This is a genomic window from Flavobacterium sp. CFBP9031, assembly GCF_034044945.1.
GTDB lineage: Bacteria > Bacteroidota > Bacteroidia > Flavobacteriales > Flavobacteriaceae > Flavobacterium.
Map to the genome: position 1 here is coordinate 41,570 of NZ_JAXCWF010000019.1, position 20,367 is coordinate 61,936.

The window sequence follows — 20,367 nt, forward strand, 5'->3', positions numbered from 1 at the left end:
TACCCCGCTGGGATTTTTACAGAAACATTTTCAAGCTCTGGAAGAGCGAAATATTTATAGTTTTAGATAAAACCAAAAAGGAGCTCCCTTTTAGAAGCTCCTTTAATTTGAATTTATTTAAAAAATTATTTCTTTCCAATCAATTCCATAATCTTGTCGTAAATTGCTGTATTCTGATAAACTCCCATGAATTTTTCAGAACCTGGACCGTAAGCAAAAACAGGAACTGGAATTGCAGTATGATCGTTCGTGCTGAAACTTCCGTGAACGTAACCTTTTTCAATGCTTCCATCAATTAATGATAATCCTCCAGTTTCGTGATCTGCGGTTACGATTAAAAGTGTTTCTGGATTTTTATCTACAAATTCCATTGCTTGACCAACCAATTTGTCAAAATCAAGCATTTCTCTCACAACATATTCCACATTATTCTGGTGTCCGCCATAATCAATTTGAGCGCCTTCGGCCATAATAAAAAACGGATTCTTTGTTTTTGAAAAAGTGTTGGTCGCTTTCGCTAAAGATTTCGTTAGAAAATCTCCTCTCCCATTTTTAATAGAAACCACCGCTGCGTCTTCTAAAACAACAAATTTGCTGTTTTTAATCGTATCTAAACTCGAGAATTTATCTGAGAAAGTGTATCCTTTTTCGATTAAAGTTTTAGACAAATCTTTGCCATCTTTTCTAGAAATAAATTCTTTCTGTCCTCCTCCAATTAAAATATCTGACGGATTCGAAAGAAAATCGTTTGCAATTGGCTCGCTTAAACTTCTTTCTGGCTGATGCGCATAAAACGCAGCCGGAGTTGCATCTGTAATATTTCCAGCAGAAATAATTCCTATTTTATAGTTTTTCTTTGCCAACTGTTCTGCAATGGTCTGAAGCGGTTTCGCCTGTTCATCTACACTTATAAAACGGTTATTGGTTTTATGTCCCGTTGCCATTGCCGTTGCTCCTGCCGCAGAATCTGTGATATAACTATCTGAAGCTTTTGTGATCGAAAATCCTTGAGTTGGAATATTAAACAAACTCAATTGCCCTTTGTTTGCTGTATAACCAGAATAGATTTGCGCTAATCCCATTCCGTCTCCAATTAAAAGAATAACATTTTTTGGACGTTTATTCTTGAAAACATTTTTAGGAGCATAAGCTTGATGAAATTCTGTATTCTGATAAAATGTCGTTTTGATACTATTAATAAATTGAGTCAGTTCGGCTACTTTATCCGTTCCGATGAAATCCACTTTTAAATTCATCAAAGTCATGTACGTGTTCACGTTATCTTGTGTAGCCCAGAATCTTACTTTTTTCTTTTGATCGTGGACTTTTTTAATAATTGCCTGAATTTTTTCTGCATCTGGCTGCGTCAAAACACCTTTTCCGTTCCAAACTGTGATTTCATGCAAATCTTCGCTAATCATTTCAACTCTCGCCAATTGATCTGGAGTATAATTTTCATTCAATCTTCCATCAAAATAAATAAAATCTGGATACGTTGCCCAAAGCGATGGCAAAGGTCTGTTTCCAGAAATAACCACTTTTATATTTTTATTTGAAATGATATCTGGAAAAGTCTTTAGCTGCTGTGTAATTGCTTTTAGAGTCGAATCGGCATCTGACTTAATATCAATCATTAAAATCAATGGCTTATTGCTCGGATACGCTTTTCCTTCCAACGTTTTTAATTTGTTAGAAAGCGGTTCCAAATACATGCTTTTAAGTGTATTGTGAGAAGCGATTTCTTTAGAAGTATGCGCCACAAATAATTCGTTATTCACTAAAAAAACATCGGCTTCTATAACTCCCGTTTCGTTAGAATAAGCTCCATAAAATGGTAACTTACTTTCGTAATCGTTATGCGAATGAATGTTGGAAGAACTGTATTCTTGCGCTTGCGCGAATAAGCAAAATTGAAGGCAAAAAAGGGTGATTATTTTTTTCATCGAAAATGATTTATATTCTTTTAAAGCTGTAGGTAACTTTATTAGAAATGGGTTTATGCTGTTTATTTTTTAACACATAGAAACATAGCTTTTCTTTATGTGTAAAGGCGTTTCACTTGTTTAAATGCACATAGTAAAAAGTAATCTTGTCATTTCGACGAAGGAGACTCGAGCGATAGCGAACAGGCGAAGCAAATCTTTGTAAGTAACTCGGCAAAGATTGGGGTTTTAGATTGCGGAGCTTCTTGTGAGGATTTCTCCTTCGTCGAAATGACAAGATTGTGTGAATGCGTACGACTTGTCATTCCTCGGAATGACAGACTTTACTCTGTATTTTTTTACAACTGCAGTCTCCTGACTAAGACTGCAGTATAAAAAACTAAAAAACACAATGAAATTAACTTATTACCAGCCTTGGTTTTGAGTCAAAGCTCCTTTACTTACCGCGATTTCATCTGGCGGAATTGGCCAAACGTGATGAATCGCTGGGTTAAAATTACGAGCAGGATAAATTACGCTTCCATCATAATGGTGCAATGGTTTTGCGTATGTTTCTTTTGCATCTCCCCAACGCACTAAATCGAAATGGCGATCTGTCCATTCTCCTGCCAACTCGCATCTTCTTTCTCTTTTTAAATCTACCATTGTTGCACCAGCAATATCTGTAAGACCTGCACGGTGGCGAATCATATTGATTTCTGTGTCTGCATTTTGTCCTTTCATTAGTTTCGCTTCCGCTAACATCAAAATCACATCAGCATAACGTAAAAGAGGCACATTTAAAGCAGTTGAAGGCTTGTCCCCGTTTGCATTGACATAACGAATATCTACTCCGCCCGATGATGTTTTTGGATAACTGAACGGCTCCATATATTTTTTAAACTGATAACCCGTTCTGTTACTTGAACTTACTACGTGATTTCCTTCGTTAAAAGTTACTGTTTCTCCGAAATAAACAAATTTGTCTCCTTTTTGTAAAATCGTAGCGCTTCGTCTTTTATCATTAGCTACGTAAGTATCGAATAATTCTTTTGTTGGATAAAAATTTCCCCATCCATTGTAAACTCCCCAACCTTTATCTTCTAAACAAACTCCAGGAAAAATAGAACCCAAAGAAGTATTTTCTGCACTTGAAGTTACCGACCAAATATATTCTGAAGACCAGTTGTTACTGATTTTAAATACATCTTCAAAATTGTCTAATAATTTGTGCTTTCCGCTAGCCACGATCATATTTGCATATTTGATGGCGTTGTCCCAATCTTTTGCATACAAATACGTACGAACCAAATAAGCCCAAGCTGCAGTTTTGTGCGCGCGTCCGTAATTGTCTGGTGTAAGCTGATCAAAATAAGGCAACAAATCTGCCGCTTTGATTAAATCTGCTTCAATATAAGCGTAATTTTCGGCTACATTTTTAGCACGAGGCACAAAAACATTTGTTGGATCTTCTCTATCTTGAATCGGAATTCCAGCACGATCGTCTCCATAGTGGTACGCTAATTCTAAATGCATTACTGCATGGTTAAAATAAGCTTCTCCCAACATTCCGTTTTTTGTACTTTCATCCAATGCAATCTTTGGAATATTGCGAATCACATCGTTGCAACGTTTCATAATTTCGTAGTGAATTCTCCAAATATCCTTAGTATCCGATTCTGATCCGTCTACAATAAAATTTTTGATTCTTTCTGCATTCTGTCTTGGTTTTGTTCCAATATCATCGCTGGCATTATTTAACCAAAAGAAACCACGACCATACATATTATCATCAGAATATAAAGCATAAATTGCATTTACTCCCGCTTTTGCATCTGCTGGCGTTTTCCAGAAATTTCCGCTTGACGGAGCTCCTTGTGGCACAACATCAAGTTCGCTTTCGCAAGCCGAAGTGCTTACCAAAAGCACGAAACTCAATAATAAAAGACTTATTTTTTTCATTTTAATTGTTTTTTATTTTTTAAAAAGTTGCGTTAACACCTGTCATGTAAATACGAGAAAGCGGATAACGTCCTAAATCCATTCCGAAGTTTTTAAGACCAACTTCAGGATCCATTCCAGAATATTTCGTGATTGTAAATAAGTTTTGTCCAGAAATAAAGAATCTCAATTTTGCTTTTCCGTTCAACCAGCTTTCTTTAATCGTATACCCAATCGAAACGTTTTTCAGTCTTAAGAAAGAAGCGTCTTCAATGTATAAATCAGAAATACGTCCAAAGTTGTTATTGTTATCTGTTGAGGAAAGAACCGGAACATTGGTATTGGTGTTTGTTGGAGACCAAGCCTCTTTAGATTCAGACAATAAATTGTAACCTGGGAAAGAAGCATTTAAACCGGTATGTTTTACCGCATTGAAAACACTATTTCCTGCAGCTCCGCTGAAAAAGACATTCATATCGAATCCTTTGTATCTGAAATTGGCATTCAAACTATACGTTGTTTTTGGGAAAGGGCTTCCTAAAACTACTCTATCACTATTGTTGATTACACCATCTCCATTTTCATCTTTAAATTTAATATCTCCAGCAACGGCATTTGGCTGATACATTACGCCATCTTTATTTACAAAAGCTTTGACCTCATCATTGCTTTGGAATAATCCATCGGTAGCATATCCGTAGAAGGCTCCAACTGGGCTTCCAACTTGGTAAATATTGGCTAACGGCAAACTACGAACTCTGCTTAAACCAAGTGGTTCTAATGAATTTAAATCGTCTTTAATAGAAACAATTCTATTGCTTAAGAATCCAGCGTTTGCCGTAACATCAAATTTAAATTCTCCGCGAGTTTTTTGGTAGGTTAAACTCACCTCGATTCCTTTGTTTTCAACATCTCCCGAGTTAACGATTCTTCCTTGTGGCGTTCCCGAAACTCCTGGCAATTGGTCACGAACCAACATGTCTTTGTTTTTCTTTACATAAGCATCAACAGATCCTACTAAACTGTTATTTAGCATGGTAAAATCTAAACCAATATTAGTCTGCTCAGAGCTTTCCCATTTTAAATTCGGATTTGATAATTCGCTTTCAGCATAACCATAATTAATTGATGGTACAGCTCCAATTAAAGCCTGAGTTTGTACCAATGGCACGCTAAATTGGTATGGTCCAAGGTTTCCTAAGTTTCCAATTTGTCCCCAACTTGCACGAAGTTTTAAATTACTGATGATTGGCTCGATACCTTTCATGAAATTTTCTTCAGAAATTAACCAACCTGCAGAAACAGAAGGATATACTTTCCAACGGTTATTTTCTAATAATTTTGAAGTTCCGTCACGACGAACAATTCCAGAGATTAAATATTTCTGATTGAAATCGTAATTGATTCTTCCCACATAAGAAGAAATAATTTCATCTGATCTTCCTGCTGCCGTCTGCTGAATCAATTTTGCATTCAATAAATAACGCTGCGATGGATCTTCGTTATCAAAACCAGTTCCTTCAACAGTATAAAAATCTCTTTTCGTTTCTTGATACGTATATCCAGCCAAAGCTTTCAAATTGTGTTTTCCAAATGATTTCTCATAAGAAATAGTCTGCTCGCTCAATAAATCTGTAGTTGTTATATTTTTCAACGTCAATCTGTTGAAATCGAAGATTTTTCCAGGCTCCGTAACTTTTACTGTAAAGTCTGATGCATTATCTTGAATTCTAGTATAACCCCAGTTCGATTTTACTTTTAACCCTGGAACAATTTCCCATTCTGCATACGGATTGATCAAAATGGTAGAAATTGGATTTTTATTGTCTAATCTTTTCAAATACGCCACCGGATTGATAACATCTCCGTAAGAACCAATATATTTTTCTGGAACACCACCAAATTGCCCTGAACCATCTTCTCTGTAAATCGTTGCGTTTGGCGGATACAAAATCGCTGCTTGAATTGCTCCTGTATACGAACTTGACGTATTAGCAGTCTGACCATCAGTTAAGGAGTACGAAATATTTTCTCCAATTGTGAAATTATCAGCCAATTTAAAAGAAGAATTTGCTCTTACTGTATAACGTTCTCCATATGTATTCAACAAAATACCTTCGTTTTTTCTATAACTTCCAGAAAGAAAGAAATTAGATTTTTCTGTTTTTCCGTTTACCGAAAGAGATAGATCTTGAATTTCTCCCGTACGGAAAATTTCATCCATCCAGTTTGTTTTTGTTGTTCTTGCAGTTGGTTCAAATGCAGGATCGAAAGCAGGAATTCTAGGCAAACCTGCGTTATCTCTTGCAAGATTCATAGCATCAGCATATTCTGCAGCGTTTAAAACCTCTAGTTTTTTGGCTACATTCTGAAAACCTCCTTGGTAGTTTACATTTACATTAATTTTATCCGAAATTCCTTTTTTAGAAGTAATTAAAATTACCCCACCAGAAGCTCTCGCACCGTAAATTGCTGCAGAAGCCGCATCTTTTAAAACGTTTATCGATGCAATATCATTTGGATTTATGGTATTTAAAGAACCACTATAAATAATTCCGTCCAAAACAATTAAAGGCGTTTCAGCATTCAAAGATCCGATACCACGAATGTTAATTGTTGGCGACGCAGTAGGATCTCCACCATCATTGATTACGGTAACTCCGGCAACTGTTCCTTGCAATAATTCGGCAGCATTGTTGTACGTTCTGCTTGAAGTTTCCTTCATAGAAACACTACCAACAGCTCCTAAAACTTCATTTTTTTTCACGCTTCCATACCCCATTACCACAACTTCCTGAAGCTGTTTTACATCGGCAGCCAATTTTACATTAATGGTTTGCGTACCCGTAACTTTTACTTCTTGCGTTACATACCCAACGTAAGAAAAAATAAGCGTTGCTTCAGAAGCGTTTACTTCCAATTTAAAAGTTCCGTCAAAATCTGTTGCTGTTGCGGCATCCGAACCTTTGTCTTTAATCCCGACACCTGGCAAAGGCATATTATCGTCTCCTGCTATAACAGTTCCTGAAACAATAATTTTATTTTGGTCTGCAGAAGCAACTTTCTGATTTTTCTTAATCACGACATTGTTACTAACGATCTCATATCTAAGTACATTACCGCAGATTTTATCTAATGCTTGCTCTAGCGTTACATTATTCAGTTTTAAACTTAATTTCTGATTGGCATTTACTTGGCTGCTTTCGTACATAAAATGCACATCAACCTGATTTTCAATTTTTTGAAATATATTTTTTATACTTTCATTGTCAACTTTTAAAGTCACTCTTTTGTTAATGTCAACATTCCCGGCTTTTACTGTTAGTGCAGCAAAAAACAAAGTCATAAATAGGAATAATTTTGTTCCTATTGTCCTTATGCTCTGCCATTTTGCGGCATACCGCATTTGTTTTTCATTCATAGTTTTTAGATTTAGTGTAATTGTTTTGTTTATTAGTTTGCTACGTAGTTTTATTTTTATTGTTTAAAGAATTACTCGATTTTGTAAACCCCTGAGTCCATTTTGTATTGGGCATTGATGATATTGCACACCAACCCAATTACCTGATCGGCAGGCAGTTCTTTAAAATAGGCGCTAATCTTTAAATCGTTTAAATTCTTGTTTTTGACTTCAATTGAAACATTGTAATTGCGATTAATTGTGGCCACAACTTCTGGCAAAGGCGTTTCTTCAAAAACCATAATATTTTTTCGCCATAACGAAATGGCATTTACCGGAATATCTTTAAAAGCCTGAAGCTTATTGTTTTGAGATTTAAAAACCACTTTCTGTCCTGGAGTTACATACACATTTTCTTCTGTCACAGTCGATTTCACATTTACTCTTCCTGTAGCAACCGAAACTTCTTGTGTGGTCTGATCTGGATACGCTTGAACATTAAAACTGGTTCCGATAACTTTGGTATCCATTTTATTGGTATGAATGATAAACGGATGTTTTTTGTCTTTGGCTACATCAAAAAAAGCTTCGCCACTTAAATACACTTCTCTGGTATCTCCTTTAAATTCTTTTGGATATTTAAGTACACTTCCTGCATTTAACCAGATTTGTGTTCCGTCACTTAATTCTATTTTAGCATGCTCTCCTAGTTTTACGGCAAATTGTTTGCTTTCGACTGCATTTGATGTTTGATAAAAAAACACCGATAATCCGATTAAGAAAACCAAAGAAGCCGCAATAGCCCAGTTTTTGTATGAAAGAGAAATAACTTTATTAGTGTTCTTTATTTGTCTTAATTCTTTTTTAAGTTTAGAACGGTCTGATTGAACCATTTCCATATTATCAAAAAAATCATCTGTACGATCGTACCATTTATTCCACATTTCTTGTCCTTTCGGAGAATACTTTCCTTCTAAAAAATTTTTGATTTCGTTATTTGAATTTTCAGGCATTATAATTTCTTTATGTCTTTAATAGTATGTCTTGGGAATTGTAATTTTAGGTAGGCGCAAAAGGTTACGCTTCTGTTAAGAAAAAAGCTGAGTTCTTAATCTGAAGTTTACTTTTAATTGAATTCGCCCAAATAAGTGCGCATAAATTTCAGCGCATACGTAATATGGTATTTTACGGTTTCGATTGAAACATTCAATTCTTCGGCAATTTCTTTATTGGTGTAATGTTTTACACGGCTAAGAATAAAAACCTCTTTTGATTTTTTAGGAAGTAACGATGCCGCTTCATCAACCGCTTTTTTCAACTCGTCATAATAAATAGAATCCTCGATCGCATTATAACTGGTTTGCGAAACGGTATTTTTATCTAAAACTTCCTGAATGTATTGATCGGTAACCTCATGCGATTTGATGTAATCTAAAGTCATGTAGCGAACCGAAGTGTAGATGTAGGCCGCAAAACTTTTCTGGATCACAATTGTTTTGCGTCTTTCCCAAATAGTGGTAAAAACTTCCTGCACAATTTCTTCTGAAATGGCAATCGATTTCATTCGGAGATATACGAATCGAACTAACAGATCTCGATATCTAAAATAAAGTTCATCAAAAGCTTTATCCTTGCCCGATTTTAATAATTCGACAAGTTCTTCGTCTGTAAACTTCTTATACATGATTCATTATTTTATGATTAATCAAATGAAAAGCGTGAGCCAAAACACTTTTTCTGATTTTGTTTTGATAATGATCCTGCTGTTTAAAAATTGGCATATACAAAGTATTGGGTTCTTCTTATATGTCTCCAAAATTAAACCTAGGGGTAGGTTGATTAGGTTACGTTTACATTAATAAAACCCCTCTGAAACGAAACATATTATTAACATTTGAAGTCGAAAATTAGCCACGAAATAAAGCTTTACAGCATTTGGAGCAAAAACTCAGAAACTTTATCCGAGATAACAGTCTTTCTCTTATAAAAAGCAGAATTGGAGCGAAAAAGTGCTTAACAAATAATTAATAGGGATGCTATAAAAGCATATTTCAAACTCTAAAAAAATTTCATTTTGAAGCAATAAAAAGAAAAAATAAAGAATTCCAGAAATGAGAAAAAACACTTTTATAAGAAATATTATAATTTAAACCTTTCCATATAAAACTGAATTCTGCAAAAAAAAAGAACTATTTCCGATTTCAGCTTAAAATAGATTTGTTTGCAAAAAACGCGAAAAGGCTTTAGCCAAACTTTTAAGTTTTAGCTAAAGCCTTTTCGCGTTTTTTCTCTCCCGTTTAAATGAAAGAGAATTTCTCAAAAAATTTACATCATCGTATTAATACGTATACTTGCTTTTATTAATGCCAAAGCAGAAATTTTTGAAATATGAATGTCTTTTGGCTGATGATGCGAATTCTGACTTACCAATTTTACATACTCCTGTCCTTGTTCAGACTTTTGAACATATTTTACGGTAATGTATTCTTCCCAATCATTTAGTTTTACACTTAAAAGATACATTTCGCCAAAAAAGATATTTTCAAATTCTGTTTCCTTATACAATATAATATCTCCCGATTTCAATAAAGGATACATACTATCTCCTGTTACAGAAATTGCTCCATCACATTTTGGAAGATTCGGAATTTTTATTGTATCCAGAATTCTTTGCGGCTCTCCGCTGCTAAAAAGTTCTCTTAAACCTGCAACGGCCTCTAAATCATACAACGGTATCTCTTGATTTGCATGAAGCGTATCAACTGTTTTTCTATCACTATTCATAACTACAACGCTAGTATTTTCTTCTTTAATCATAGGCCCGTTTCCTGTCAAAAGCCACTCTGAATTGAGGTCTGGATAATAGTGTAATATTTTACACGCCTTATCTGTTCCCATATTACTACTATTATCTAAAAACTTATTAGAAAATCCTAAATCATTACAAAACTTATACTTAGTAATCCCTTTATAATCAAGATATTCCCGCACTCTTTCCGTTGACCCCATAAAAAGATGTATTATTTTACGTTAAAAATTTGCTTTAATGTATTATTTTACATTATATTTGCAAAGTAAAGAAAAATAAAATTGAAAAACAATAGGTTAAGCCATAAAATATTGAGCAACTAAAAAACAAAACAATTTTAAATTACACACAAACAACTGATTTACAAAGAACAAACAATAAAAATTTGCAAAAAAGAAAAATACTACCCTAAAATACAAAAAGAATGGAAAATACTACGAATCTTAAATAGCTCTTCATAAAGAATCTGAAAACAAGAAAATATCATTAAATCTTAATCCAAATTGAAATGGGAACAATTCAAATCAAAGAAAAAATTCGGGAACTGGAAAATTGGCTGATTGAAAATCCAAATAGTCCTGAAAGAAGTTTAATCGAATCTGACATTAAAAAATTAAAAAATCAATTAGAAGAAAAATTATGAATAAAATACAAATCGAAGAACGTATCGCATTATTGTATCTGGCACTTCAATATTGCACAGAAAGAAGCAAAACTTTTACAGCTGGAGAAAGAATCTGCATTAATCAGGAACGTTTTCAATGGATGCATATTCTGGATGATGAAACTGCCTCTCCTCGTCCTGTTACGCCAAATATTGAAAGTAAAATAAAAGAGGTTTCAAAACTTGCTTTGCACCATAATTTCAAACCTTATTATGCAGATCCATTTAAAGAAGAAATACTAATTTACTAAAAGCCCATTATTATGAACACTACAATTGCAAACAATTTTAAACCTGTTATGGACTTAACTCAATTTTCTGCCCAACAATTAAAAGAAGCACTTCAACGAGTTGAAAACAAAAAAAATGAAGAAAGAGATGCTTATAAAAAACTAGTAGCAGAAACGATTCCAAAAGCACTTTCTAGATTACAGCAAACTTCTGAAATGATGCAGAATGCCAAAACTGAAACTTTCAGGCTGTTTGAAACTATTCTGGATTTAAAAAATCAGGTTTATGGATTTAAAGAAAAGCAGATGTCGCACACTTTTTCTAATGACAAAGAAGAAATTACGATTGGATACCGCATTAATGAAGGTTGGGATGATACGGTAACTATTGGAATCGAGAAAGTCCAGAATTATATTTCTTCTCTTTCTACCAGTAAAGAAACAGCTTCTTTAGTCAAAATTGTTTTCAATCTCCTTAAAAAAGATGCTAAAGGAAATCTGAAAGGTTCCAGAGTTTTGGAACTTCAAAAACTGACAAAAGACTTTAACAATGAAGAATTTACAGATGGTGTAGAAATTATCGCATCTGCTTTTAAACCTGTACGTTCAAGCTGGTTTATTGAAGCTTGCCGAATTGACGAAAATGGTGTAAGAGCCAATATTCCGCTATCGATGTCTTCTGTAGATTTTTTACAAGGCTATGCTTTTGATTTCTTTAACCAACAAAACGAACAAAACCATGCAGCTTAATCATGACATTTATTTATCACTGTTATTAACGATCCTGTTAATTCTAACCAATTTAAAGCCGATCCTTTTATTTAGAGAATGGTTTTATTTCAAATTAAAAACAACTTTTAAACAATACCTGAATGAGCGTAAAAATAAAGCCAATTACAGATCACGAAAGCTACAAAGTAAATGAACATACGATCTTTAAAGACGGACTCGGAAACTGGAATTGCAGTAATGACTTATCCAAAAAAGAACGTCTGGCTTTTAATCAGTACGAAAGTATTGTGATCAAAAATCCAAGATTCAAAAAACACACAACAGCCACTTATAAAGGCTAAAACGACCTCTAAACCTGCAGGCAAAAAAAGCAGGCAAATAAAAATGGTTCCTGTTTCTTCTTCTTTCTGAAGAGAATCAGGAACCGATAAACGGGCGATTTCTGCCCTTATAATAAACAGCCAAAACTCATTCTTTCTATTGGAATCCAAACCTAAAAAGGTTTTGGAAACAGGATTGTCATGCGGGGTTTGCTGACCTAAATTGTTAAATAAATCTTTAACAAATACAACCTCAGAACGAGGTTCAATATAAAATGGCATCGGAAAGTAAAAACCATTTATTGAATATGATAAAATGGTTTGGCTGTCTTAAATATGATGTCTTTATAATTCAAACTATCAACTCTTTTTCAAACTTCGTTCTTCTTAAAATTTTCTTTTTCTATCATTCAAAATATTATTTCTCATGCCTATATCCTCAAACAGAAGTCTCGGAATTCAAAAAAATAAATTAATGCGTTACAAACTCATTAAAGAACTGTATCAAAAGCACAAAACGGAAGATATTCCAACTACTGTCGTGTGGCGTAAATACGTATACCCTGTTTATCCGATTTCTAGAACTACTTTGTATGAAATTCTCTGTACACCTATCACTTCTGAACTAAAAAAAATTGAAGAACTTATGAGCAATCAGGAAAGGTCTTCTTAATTCATATTAAAGAAAAAAATCATTCTTTATTTATCTTCAAAAGCATCCTTATTGTGATGCAAAGATGAAGCATTTACTTCATCTAAAACGACTTCTGTTCGCTTTCCTTACAACTCTGTAAAGCCCTAGAATACAAATGTTCGCAGACCTTGCAATCATTTTTTTTAGGGCTTTTTTCACCCAATCTTTGCAATCTCAAAAGGAAACAACCGCGCTCAAAAACTAGAAAAATTTCCAGTTAAGCTTCCTCTCTAAACAACGCTAAAGTTGTTTTTTGAACAAATCATTTTTAAACCCAACATTCAACTTTAAACACATTCAATGGAGCAGTTTTTATACCCCACTCTAACCGCATTTTTTGCCGCTTTTATTACTTGGTTTTTCTCTATGCGAAAATCACTTGCAGAAGACCGCGCAGCCGAACTCGACAACGCTGTAAGCGCTGTAAAATATTACCGTGATCTTCTAGACGATATCACCGCTAGGCTTACCGCCGCTACAGAAACGATTAAAAAAATGGAAATACAGCACAAAGAACTCATGCTGATCAACCAGCAACTGGTTGACGAACTACAAAAATTTAAACAATTAAACGGAAAAAGCTCATGACACTAGCTCAAAAAACGATCGAAATCGCTACGGCACAAATTGGTGTCGAAGAAATGCCAAGAAACAGTAACGCAGGACCCGAAGTCGAAATTTATTTAAGAAGCGTCGGACTTGGTAAAGGATATGCTTGGTGCATGGCTTTTATCTATTGGTGCGCACAGAAAGCTTCTCTTCAGATGAATGCTAAAAATCCTTTAAAGAAAACAGGGGGTGTTTTAGACCAATACAATTCGAGACCACTTTTGGTAAAAAAGACACCTCAGCCTGGAGATGTTTTTATTATGGATTTTAATAACGGTACTGGGCATGCCGGATTTGTCGAGAAGATTGCCGGAAATACAATTTACACTATCGAAGGAAATACGAATGATTCTGGCGGACGCGAAGGCTATAAAGTAGCCAGAAGGAAACGCGATATCAAGAGCGTTAAAGGCTTTTTACGACTCTAAAAACAAAACTTACAAACCCAATTAATTATGACTAAAAAACTAAAATGTCTTGTTTTTTCTCTTTTCATTATCCTGATTATGATTTCCTGCCGAAGTCCGAAACCGGTGCAAAATGAAAACAAAACCCAGACCATTACCATTACCGAAACTTTACACGATACAGTTTTTAAAATTGCTAAAGACAGCAGTTCTTACAATGCATTATTAGAATGCCTTAACGGAAAAGTAGTTCTTAAAAATGTTATTCAGGCCGAACCAGGGCGTACATTAAAAAGCCCAAAGGTTCGTCTTGATAACAATAAACTCCAAGTCGACTGCAACCTTAAAGAACAGGAACTCTATGCACATTGGAAATCGAAACAAGTAAAAGATGTCCAAGAGAAGACGATCACCATTACCAAGTTTAGCAATCATCTCACTTTTTGGCAGAAAGCCCAGATTTGGCTAGGGAGATTACTGCTTCTTGTACTGCTTTTTTTGATTGGAAGATGCATCTCCAAAATCTATAAACCTGAATGGTTTAAATAAAAACTTTTAAAACTATACGCAAAATATGTCCGCACAATCTCATTTTTTTATAGAGTCAGGAGGTTTTCCGCAGCAACAGGAGGCTCAAGGCTTTGGGCCCAAGTCTGAAACTGTTTTCAACCTGACTTCTCGATTTACTTTAGACGCTCCCAAAAAAGCCTTTTCAATCTGCAAAGGAGTTGTTTTGGTACAGCCTCAAAGTGGCAATAATGAAAAAGTAAATCTTATTCTCCGCCCCTACAAACAACCATTTCCTGGATTAAACATTAAATACTTTGTTTATAGAGGTTTGAGAAAAAGTGATTTTTTCACTTCTGGTAATCAGCCATTAGTTATTAGTAATGATGGAGCAGTTTCAGATTTAATTGATAATATCAATATCAATTTTAAAGCATTCTATGATGGAAATGCTTCAATTGAAAAACCTTCTTTTAAAGCTGAGTTTATTGGTTATGAGGAACCTCCAACCGATCTCGATCAAAATGATCTTACTCTACTATTATCAACTCCATTATCTGATTTCTTTTTTAAAGAATCGAAATTTGAAACGAAAAATAATACTCAAGAAGAACAGCATCCATTCGAACTTCCACTAATTGATAGTGGTAAAACGTTAGGTAATTTTGCTGAAGGCGAATGCGGAATTGATGTCGTCTTAAATTATGGCGATTACAAACATGATTTCGACAATTCTGAGTTTGATTTCAATTTAGAATATGCCCGCAAACCTTTTGCAGAAATTGTCACAAACGGTTCTACCGATTTTGAGAAAAAACTTCAGCGCGAGCAAAGTACTCAATTTATTGATATTGCTGCTTTTTATGGTTTACTTACAGCCGATGGCACTGTAACAGTAAATACTTCTGGAACCAAAACAAAGAAAACAGGAAATGCCATTTACAGCGATGTCATTAACAAGTTTGCAACCAAAAACAATTGGTACATCTACATTCAAAGTGATCGCACGCGCAGTTATGATTTTTACGGAAACTATAAAATTGGCGAAGGTCTAGAAAACCTAAAAACAGGATTATTAGAAAATCCTGTAACAAAAGAAGTCCCTATGGCCGCCGTAACGTATGGCAAATTAGGCTGGCCAGTTTTGGTTAACACTCAAGAACAGGCAAATACAATTACCACAAATAATTTATATCTGCAATTTCCAACAGATAACAATAACAATGCAGCTTTTTATGGGCAAATTGCCAATGTAGCCAATGCTCAAAAAGACACTTTTATCAATGCTGACGGATTAAAATTACCTCCTGATGAAGAAGGCAATTACGCAGATTTTACCTCAACCATTCAAATGACAACTCCTGCTGTGGCAGGCAAAAATATTGCTTCGCTTAGCATTTTAATTTATCAAGGAAAAGTGAATTTGTATACTGATCCGCAAGTAGTACCAGATGAAGAAGGGGCTCCTATAATTACATATCGAAAGGCAAACTTTTTTGACAATGTTTTTAATTTAATAAAAGCTAGCCCTTTATTGAATTTAGGTAGCGATAAAAGCTATTCCAGAATGACTTCTGAAAAGCTCAATCTTATCAATGAGTTTTATGATAAAAAACAGCAGGGAATTTCGATTGTACAGACTCTTACTGTAAATGATGCCATTGAAACTGGAATTGAAGAAAATCCTACTGTTGATCGTGTTACTTACACAACAGAGGCAGTAGATGTTATGAACAATGCTGTTTCTGCAACCGGAAGCACAGCTTCAACAACTTATACATCTTCTTCAGCTGGTGGTGCTGTTGGCAAAAGCAAAACCTACCAACTACCCGATCCATACTATTACAATTTGAAAATGTTTACAGATAGTACTGAAACTATTACGGGACTAGAACTAAAAACTTTGGATGGCGCTACTCCTAACAAAATTATTCTGGGACTAACTAAAGATGAAAATGAAGCAATAAAAGCTCTAATTACCGAAGGCAAAAAGAATCCTCGCTTGTTTTTAATGGATCTTTTTGAAGATGGAAGTGAGTTGCTTTCTCCTGAAAATATCAAATATCAGAAATATAAAGTTGCCATTGTGACTGAAGATGAGGATGGTAATAATAAATTGGAAGAACCTGGTAATTCTGTTTTTGTTTATTCACTTGATAGAAAATATCATTTTAGTAGTGGATATAGTGAGTATATAACAGAACCTGAAAAACATTTTAAACAAATTATTGACTTAACCCTTTAAAATATGAGAGATTTAGTAGTACTTGCTAGTGGAGATATTGTTTATCTATCAAGTATAAGCGAAAATGAAATTTTCGATCCTTCAAACAATGATTTGTTATTTTTTCCTAATGGAAGAGTTCGAAGATTTAAAAAAAATGGAATTGCTTATATGGCTGTTTTTAATGAGAACAACCTAGATCAATTTGAAGGCTATAGATCTGAGATAAACTTTTGGAACAATAATAAACCTAATAAAAATAAAAACGACACATTCGCCACTCCTTCAGCACTGGGCGGTATATTTAGTATTCTAGATATAAAACCTATAAATGTCGACCCTAAAAACAATGTTGTTCTTGTTCACAAAATTATATATAATCATGAGGAAAAACTGCAAATAAAGACATTCTATAGAGCAATACCATACAATAAAGCATATCCTTTAAGCAAAATAATCAACATAGATGTTATTCATCCTGATTTGAATGAATACCAAATTTTAGATATTGGAACAAAAGAAATAATAGAATCTTTGACTCCTTTTTTCAAGTTCATTCTAGATAAGAAATTTTTAGGGGTAAATGGGGAATTAAGAGAAATTTTTGAACGCGAAGAAAATATTTTGACTGATGTCATTCAAGTTTTTGATTGGATTTATACTCAGACTGAACTTATAAATCATATTACTTCGTTGAAATTAATTGAACCTTTTAATCAAGTAATTAATTTATCAAATCGATATAATCATGTTTTTGGAAGTATTGATTCCAAATATCATACATTATATAATGAAGAATATTTTGCAAGATTAAGATTAGGTTTAATCGAATTCAAATATTGGTTAATCCAATACTCCGAAGATTATACAAAACTTAATGTAAATGATTTAATTGTTTACATAGTTAACTTATTTGATCCTATTGAATTAAGTTATCTATCTTATAAAACAAAAATTAATCTATTAAATAGAATTTTAAGAGATAATTTCTGGATAATTGGAAATTGGGGATTTAATAAGTTAAATGATGAAGAAGCTATATTAAAAATAATTCGTGCTATTGCTAGAGAGGAAGCAAATGGTACATTAAATTATTCAGAAATTGATTATTTCATGGATCTTCTTAATGCAATTTTTGATTACAATAAAAAACTGACATTGTATGAAGTATTATACAGCAGAATAGATGATTCAACCTTATTAAGTGATGATGGAAAAGGAAATAAAGGCCAATTAGTGAAAGTAATATATAATTTATGGAGTGAAAGCAAATTTAATCCTCAGCACCTTGTTCGATCAATTGCACAAAATGCCTTAAGCCATTTCGAATACACTCCATACAATTGTCGTTGGCAATTTGACTCTGATGATCCCGAAATAATTTTTCCTCTTTTGGATGAAAATGCAGCTCCAATGATTATTAACTATGAATCTGAAAAAATATTATTATGGTATATTGATAATTTTAATTTTACATTTTATGAAAATAAAATACTTGCCCAAGAAAAAGTTAGAGATTATGGATATCAACCGTTTGGTGTTTATAATATTTTTCAACCTATAGCTTTAAGAGCAACTGATTCAACTGACACTATTATTAAAATGCCTGTCAAAGGAGTATCTGAAAATGGTGATATTTTAAATTTCATCAATAACTGTATCCCTATATTTTATTTGCAATATGTTGACGATCTCGGTGATTATAGTGATACGAAGGAAACAATTGGAACTGCTGCCGATGTCATCTTGACTTTCTCAGGTCTAACAGGACTAGAAAAGTTAAGACATCTGAAAGATTTGTCTCTATTAAGAAAATATTTTATCGCTGGCGAGCTTTCACTAGCAGAAGTCGCCAGTTTTAGCAAAGCACTAGGAGTTTTAGCAAATAACGCGCAAATAATATTAGGTATCGCAGGACTAATTCAGCGCTTTGCAACTGCCGGTTGTGCCATATACTATAATAGTGAAGGAAGTCCACCCAACGAAAATGATCCCGAATATCAAAAATTCGAATTTTGCAAAACTATTGACATTTGGTTATTTGCCTTAGAAATGTTATCCCTTTCGGGCGATCTCTTAGCTCGAAGAGCATTTAAAAGAGCTACTAAAAAACTACAACAAGCAATCCCAAATGGTACAGAATATAATGAATTACGAACTGTTATAAATTCTTTGGATAAGATTGAAGATGCCCTTGCCACTTGGTTACTTTCTCTTGAACATACACATCCAAACATATATGCAAAAATAATTTCTTTTGCTGACGATGAAAAGAAAATCGCATTTATGCTTGATTTTAAAGAAGCCAAGACCGATTCTTTAAATTTATTAAATTCTATTGATGGTATACTTTTGGAACGATGGAGTGAGTTATTTTCTAAAGGAGTTGTTTTTGAAAGAAAAAGTATAGATTTTTTAGAAGATACATATTCCGTTAATACAATTCTTAATTATTATAAACAAGCTGAACTTAAAAGCATCTTAGAAGGATTAGATGTTGCTACAAGACAAAAATTATTTAATGAATTTAGACTTACTCAAAATGAATTCAATAAACTTATTGAAAATCCAAATAAACTCGAATTAATTTTAGATTATCAGAAAAAACTAAAACTAAACCAGTTTGATGAATTTACAAGATTAGATATATTAAAAATTATCAATTCAGATTTAAAAAGCATACATATTGATTTATTAAGAATAAAAAATGTGAGTACTATATCTTCTTTGCTTCCAAAATTTGTAAAAGAGATAAAAAATGAGTTAATATCAATAAGTAGATTAAGAGATTTACACACTGGCTCGATTTTTCCATTCTTTCAAGATTTTAATAGCAAATTGAGAGGTAGATTTAAAGGACATAATAAATTATTAGTTGAAATTCAAACTTATAACAACAATACCCCTGTTGGTCAAATAATTAAAGAACAATACTTGTCTGGAACAATAAAGGAGATAAAAAGAAAATTTGGAAATACTGTTTCACTATTTTTTAAAGAACCTCTTAATCAAAATAGTTTTAATGTTTTTAAAACAAAAGCTATTGATATAAGTGGCGATCTACGATTCGATGATACAGAACTAAAATTTATATTTAATTTTTTAGACGAACACTGGACTAAAGGTAATCGTTTTGTAATAAATATAGAATCGCCAAGATATGCTTGCACAAGCTGTCAAAGTTATTTGGTATATTTGAAAGAATTAGCCAAAAAAGAAGGCAAAATCTTAGAAATTGAAATGATTGCTCATCCAAGAGCAAGGTCTTATAATGATATTGAAACAATACTTAAAAAACCATGAAAATAGAATATTTAAAAAAATTAAAAGAAAATCCAATAGATTTTGGGGAATTAATCAATTTTGAAATTGAAGGTATTACTTTAAACGAAATTGAACATTTGGAACAACTCTATAATACAGGCAAATCATTCCCAAAAGTTCTAAAAGAATTACTTTTCTTAGCTGGCAAGTATTGTTATGTATGTGACTATGGTCCAAATGAGAATCAAACAGAATTACAAGAATCTATAAGAGAAGACCTGTTAGATAATGAAAGAACAATTTCACGACCATTTTATGTCATTGATGTTTATTCTTCAGAGCGTTTTATGTTTATTTATTTAGATGAAGGTAACAATCCAACAATTTATACGGCACATCCTTCGAGCGAGACACAAAATTGGATTACACAACTAAGTAATTTAACAATAAAAAGTCTAATTGATAATAGAGTGGAAAGAGCTAAAAGAGGAGAAAATCCTTTTTAAACAATACGATAGCGCAGATTTATCTACGCAACGATAGCCTCCTCGCTAGCGCTAGCGTCTCGCTCATGAAGTAAAGTATTTCTAATATTAGCTCAAAAAAATAATGAGCAGCAAATACAAATTTGGAGATAAAGCGGG

The 20,367-nt window shown here is 33.4% G+C and carries 17 protein-coding genes; 11 read left to right on the plus strand and 6 right to left on the minus strand.

Annotated elements, in window-relative coordinates; translation table 11 throughout:
- Positions 1–125: 125 nt before the first annotated feature.
- The 6 genes from SOM12_RS23070 to SOM12_RS23095 form a co-directional block, all read right to left on the minus strand.
- The gene (locus SOM12_RS23070) at positions 126–1,943 is read right to left on the minus strand and encodes an alkaline phosphatase (RefSeq protein ID WP_320495687.1); all 1,818 of its coding nucleotides are present in this window, start codon (positions 1,941–1,943) and stop codon (positions 126–128) included.
- Between the two features lie 405 nt (positions 1,944–2,348).
- Complete coding sequence (locus SOM12_RS23075) at positions 2,349–3,884, minus strand: RagB/SusD family nutrient uptake outer membrane protein (RefSeq protein ID WP_095931261.1); 1,536 nt, start codon at positions 3,882–3,884, stop codon at positions 2,349–2,351.
- Between the two features lie 19 nt (positions 3,885–3,903).
- Entirely contained in the window at positions 3,904–7,284 is a 3,381-nt protein-coding gene (locus tag SOM12_RS23080) for a TonB-dependent receptor (RefSeq protein ID WP_320495688.1), read from the minus strand.
- Positions 7,285–7,355: 71 nt separating this feature from the next.
- The gene (locus SOM12_RS23085) at positions 7,356–8,276 is read right to left on the minus strand and encodes a FecR family protein (protein WP_320495690.1); all 921 of its coding nucleotides are present in this window, start codon (positions 8,274–8,276) and stop codon (positions 7,356–7,358) included.
- A 113-nt stretch (positions 8,277–8,389) separates the two neighbouring features.
- On the minus strand, positions 8,390–8,947 hold the full coding sequence (locus SOM12_RS23090) for an RNA polymerase sigma-70 factor (RefSeq protein ID WP_320495692.1): 558 nt from the start codon (positions 8,945–8,947) through the stop codon (positions 8,390–8,392).
- A gap of 641 nt (positions 8,948–9,588) precedes the next feature.
- Positions 9,589–10,272 carry a S24 family peptidase gene (locus SOM12_RS23095; protein ID WP_250835122.1) on the minus strand — a complete coding sequence of 228 codons (684 nt, stop codon included), beginning with the start codon at positions 10,270–10,272 and terminating at the stop codon, positions 9,589–9,591.
- Between the two features lie 308 nt (positions 10,273–10,580).
- On the opposite strand from SOM12_RS23095, the gene SOM12_RS23100 reads away from it, so the two are divergent.
- The 11 genes from SOM12_RS23100 to SOM12_RS23150 all read left to right on the plus strand — a co-directional run bounded on the left by SOM12_RS23100 (position 10,581) and on the right by SOM12_RS23150 (position 20,229).
- Complete coding sequence (locus SOM12_RS23100; RefSeq protein WP_320495694.1) at positions 10,581–10,715, plus strand: hypothetical protein; 135 nt, start codon at positions 10,581–10,583, stop codon at positions 10,713–10,715.
- On the plus strand, positions 10,712–10,987 hold the full coding sequence (locus tag SOM12_RS23105; protein WP_095931265.1) for a hypothetical protein: 276 nt from the start codon (positions 10,712–10,714) through the stop codon (positions 10,985–10,987). Before SOM12_RS23100 ends, SOM12_RS23105 begins: the two co-directional genes overlap by 4 nt.
- A 12-nt stretch (positions 10,988–10,999) precedes the next feature.
- Positions 11,000–11,716, plus strand: coding sequence for a DUF3164 family protein (locus SOM12_RS23110; RefSeq protein ID WP_320495696.1), 717 nt, complete (start codon positions 11,000–11,002; stop codon positions 11,714–11,716).
- Between the two features lie 122 nt (positions 11,717–11,838).
- The gene (locus SOM12_RS23115) at positions 11,839–12,039 is read left to right on the plus strand and encodes a hypothetical protein (RefSeq protein WP_141248166.1); all 201 of its coding nucleotides are present in this window, start codon (positions 11,839–11,841) and stop codon (positions 12,037–12,039) included.
- Between the two features lie 406 nt (positions 12,040–12,445).
- Positions 12,446–12,691 (plus strand): hypothetical protein, encoded by a 246-nt coding sequence (locus SOM12_RS23120; RefSeq protein ID WP_057119678.1) that lies wholly within the window; start codon positions 12,446–12,448, stop codon positions 12,689–12,691.
- 321 nt (positions 12,692–13,012) lie between these two features.
- The gene (locus tag SOM12_RS23125; RefSeq protein ID WP_095931269.1) at positions 13,013–13,300 is read left to right on the plus strand and encodes a methyl-accepting chemotaxis protein; all 288 of its coding nucleotides are present in this window, start codon (positions 13,013–13,015) and stop codon (positions 13,298–13,300) included.
- Positions 13,297–13,749, plus strand: a complete 453-nt coding sequence (locus SOM12_RS23130) for a CHAP domain-containing protein (RefSeq protein ID WP_095931270.1) — start codon at positions 13,297–13,299, stop codon at positions 13,747–13,749. Before SOM12_RS23125 ends, SOM12_RS23130 begins: the two co-directional genes overlap by 4 nt.
- A gap of 27 nt (positions 13,750–13,776) precedes the next feature.
- Positions 13,777–14,277 (plus strand): hypothetical protein, encoded by a 501-nt coding sequence (locus SOM12_RS23135; protein WP_320495697.1) that lies wholly within the window; start codon positions 13,777–13,779, stop codon positions 14,275–14,277.
- Positions 14,278–14,302: 25 nt separating this feature from the next.
- Complete coding sequence (locus SOM12_RS23140; protein ID WP_320495699.1) at positions 14,303–16,480, plus strand: hypothetical protein; 2,178 nt, start codon at positions 14,303–14,305, stop codon at positions 16,478–16,480.
- Positions 16,481–16,483: 3 nt separating this feature from the next.
- Positions 16,484–19,762, plus strand: a complete 3,279-nt coding sequence (locus SOM12_RS23145) for a hypothetical protein (RefSeq protein WP_320495701.1) — start codon at positions 16,484–16,486, stop codon at positions 19,760–19,762.
- Positions 19,759–20,229, plus strand: coding sequence for a hypothetical protein (locus SOM12_RS23150; protein ID WP_320495702.1), 471 nt, complete (start codon positions 19,759–19,761; stop codon positions 20,227–20,229). Before SOM12_RS23145 ends, SOM12_RS23150 begins: the two co-directional genes overlap by 4 nt.
- Positions 20,230–20,367: the final 138 nt, after the last annotated feature.

What these genes read in the sequence shown, in the direction of transcription:
- SOM12_RS23070 (WP_320495687.1), bottom strand. Translation starts at nt 1,943, where the DNA reads ATGAAAAAAATAATCACCCTTTTTTGCCTTCAATTTTGCTTATTCGCG.
- SOM12_RS23075 (WP_095931261.1), bottom strand. Translation starts at nt 3,884, where the DNA reads ATGAAAAAAATAAGTCTTTTATTATTGAGTTTCGTGCTTTTGGTAAGC.
- SOM12_RS23080 (WP_320495688.1), bottom strand. Translation starts at nt 7,284, where the DNA reads ATGAATGAAAAACAAATGCGGTATGCCGCAAAATGGCAGAGCATAAGG.
- SOM12_RS23085 (WP_320495690.1), bottom strand. Translation starts at nt 8,276, where the DNA reads ATGCCTGAAAATTCAAATAACGAAATCAAAAATTTTTTAGAAGGAAAG.
- SOM12_RS23090 (WP_320495692.1), bottom strand. Translation starts at nt 8,947, where the DNA reads ATGTATAAGAAGTTTACAGACGAAGAACTTGTCGAATTATTAAAATCG.
- SOM12_RS23095 (WP_250835122.1), bottom strand. Translation starts at nt 10,272, where the DNA reads ATGGGGTCAACGGAAAGAGTGCGGGAATATCTTGATTATAAAGGGATT.
- SOM12_RS23100 (WP_320495694.1), top strand. Translation starts at nt 10,581, where the DNA reads ATGGGAACAATTCAAATCAAAGAAAAAATTCGGGAACTGGAAAATTGG.
- SOM12_RS23105 (WP_095931265.1), top strand. Translation starts at nt 10,712, where the DNA reads ATGAATAAAATACAAATCGAAGAACGTATCGCATTATTGTATCTGGCA.
- SOM12_RS23110 (WP_320495696.1), top strand. Translation starts at nt 11,000, where the DNA reads ATGAACACTACAATTGCAAACAATTTTAAACCTGTTATGGACTTAACT.
- SOM12_RS23115 (WP_141248166.1), top strand. Translation starts at nt 11,839, where the DNA reads ATGAGCGTAAAAATAAAGCCAATTACAGATCACGAAAGCTACAAAGTA.
- SOM12_RS23120 (WP_057119678.1), top strand. Translation starts at nt 12,446, where the DNA reads ATGCCTATATCCTCAAACAGAAGTCTCGGAATTCAAAAAAATAAATTA.
- SOM12_RS23125 (WP_095931269.1), top strand. Translation starts at nt 13,013, where the DNA reads ATGGAGCAGTTTTTATACCCCACTCTAACCGCATTTTTTGCCGCTTTT.
- SOM12_RS23130 (WP_095931270.1), top strand. Translation starts at nt 13,297, where the DNA reads ATGACACTAGCTCAAAAAACGATCGAAATCGCTACGGCACAAATTGGT.
- SOM12_RS23135 (WP_320495697.1), top strand. Translation starts at nt 13,777, where the DNA reads ATGACTAAAAAACTAAAATGTCTTGTTTTTTCTCTTTTCATTATCCTG.
- SOM12_RS23140 (WP_320495699.1), top strand. Translation starts at nt 14,303, where the DNA reads ATGTCCGCACAATCTCATTTTTTTATAGAGTCAGGAGGTTTTCCGCAG.
- SOM12_RS23145 (WP_320495701.1), top strand. Translation starts at nt 16,484, where the DNA reads ATGAGAGATTTAGTAGTACTTGCTAGTGGAGATATTGTTTATCTATCA.
- SOM12_RS23150 (WP_320495702.1), top strand. Translation starts at nt 19,759, where the DNA reads ATGAAAATAGAATATTTAAAAAAATTAAAAGAAAATCCAATAGATTTT.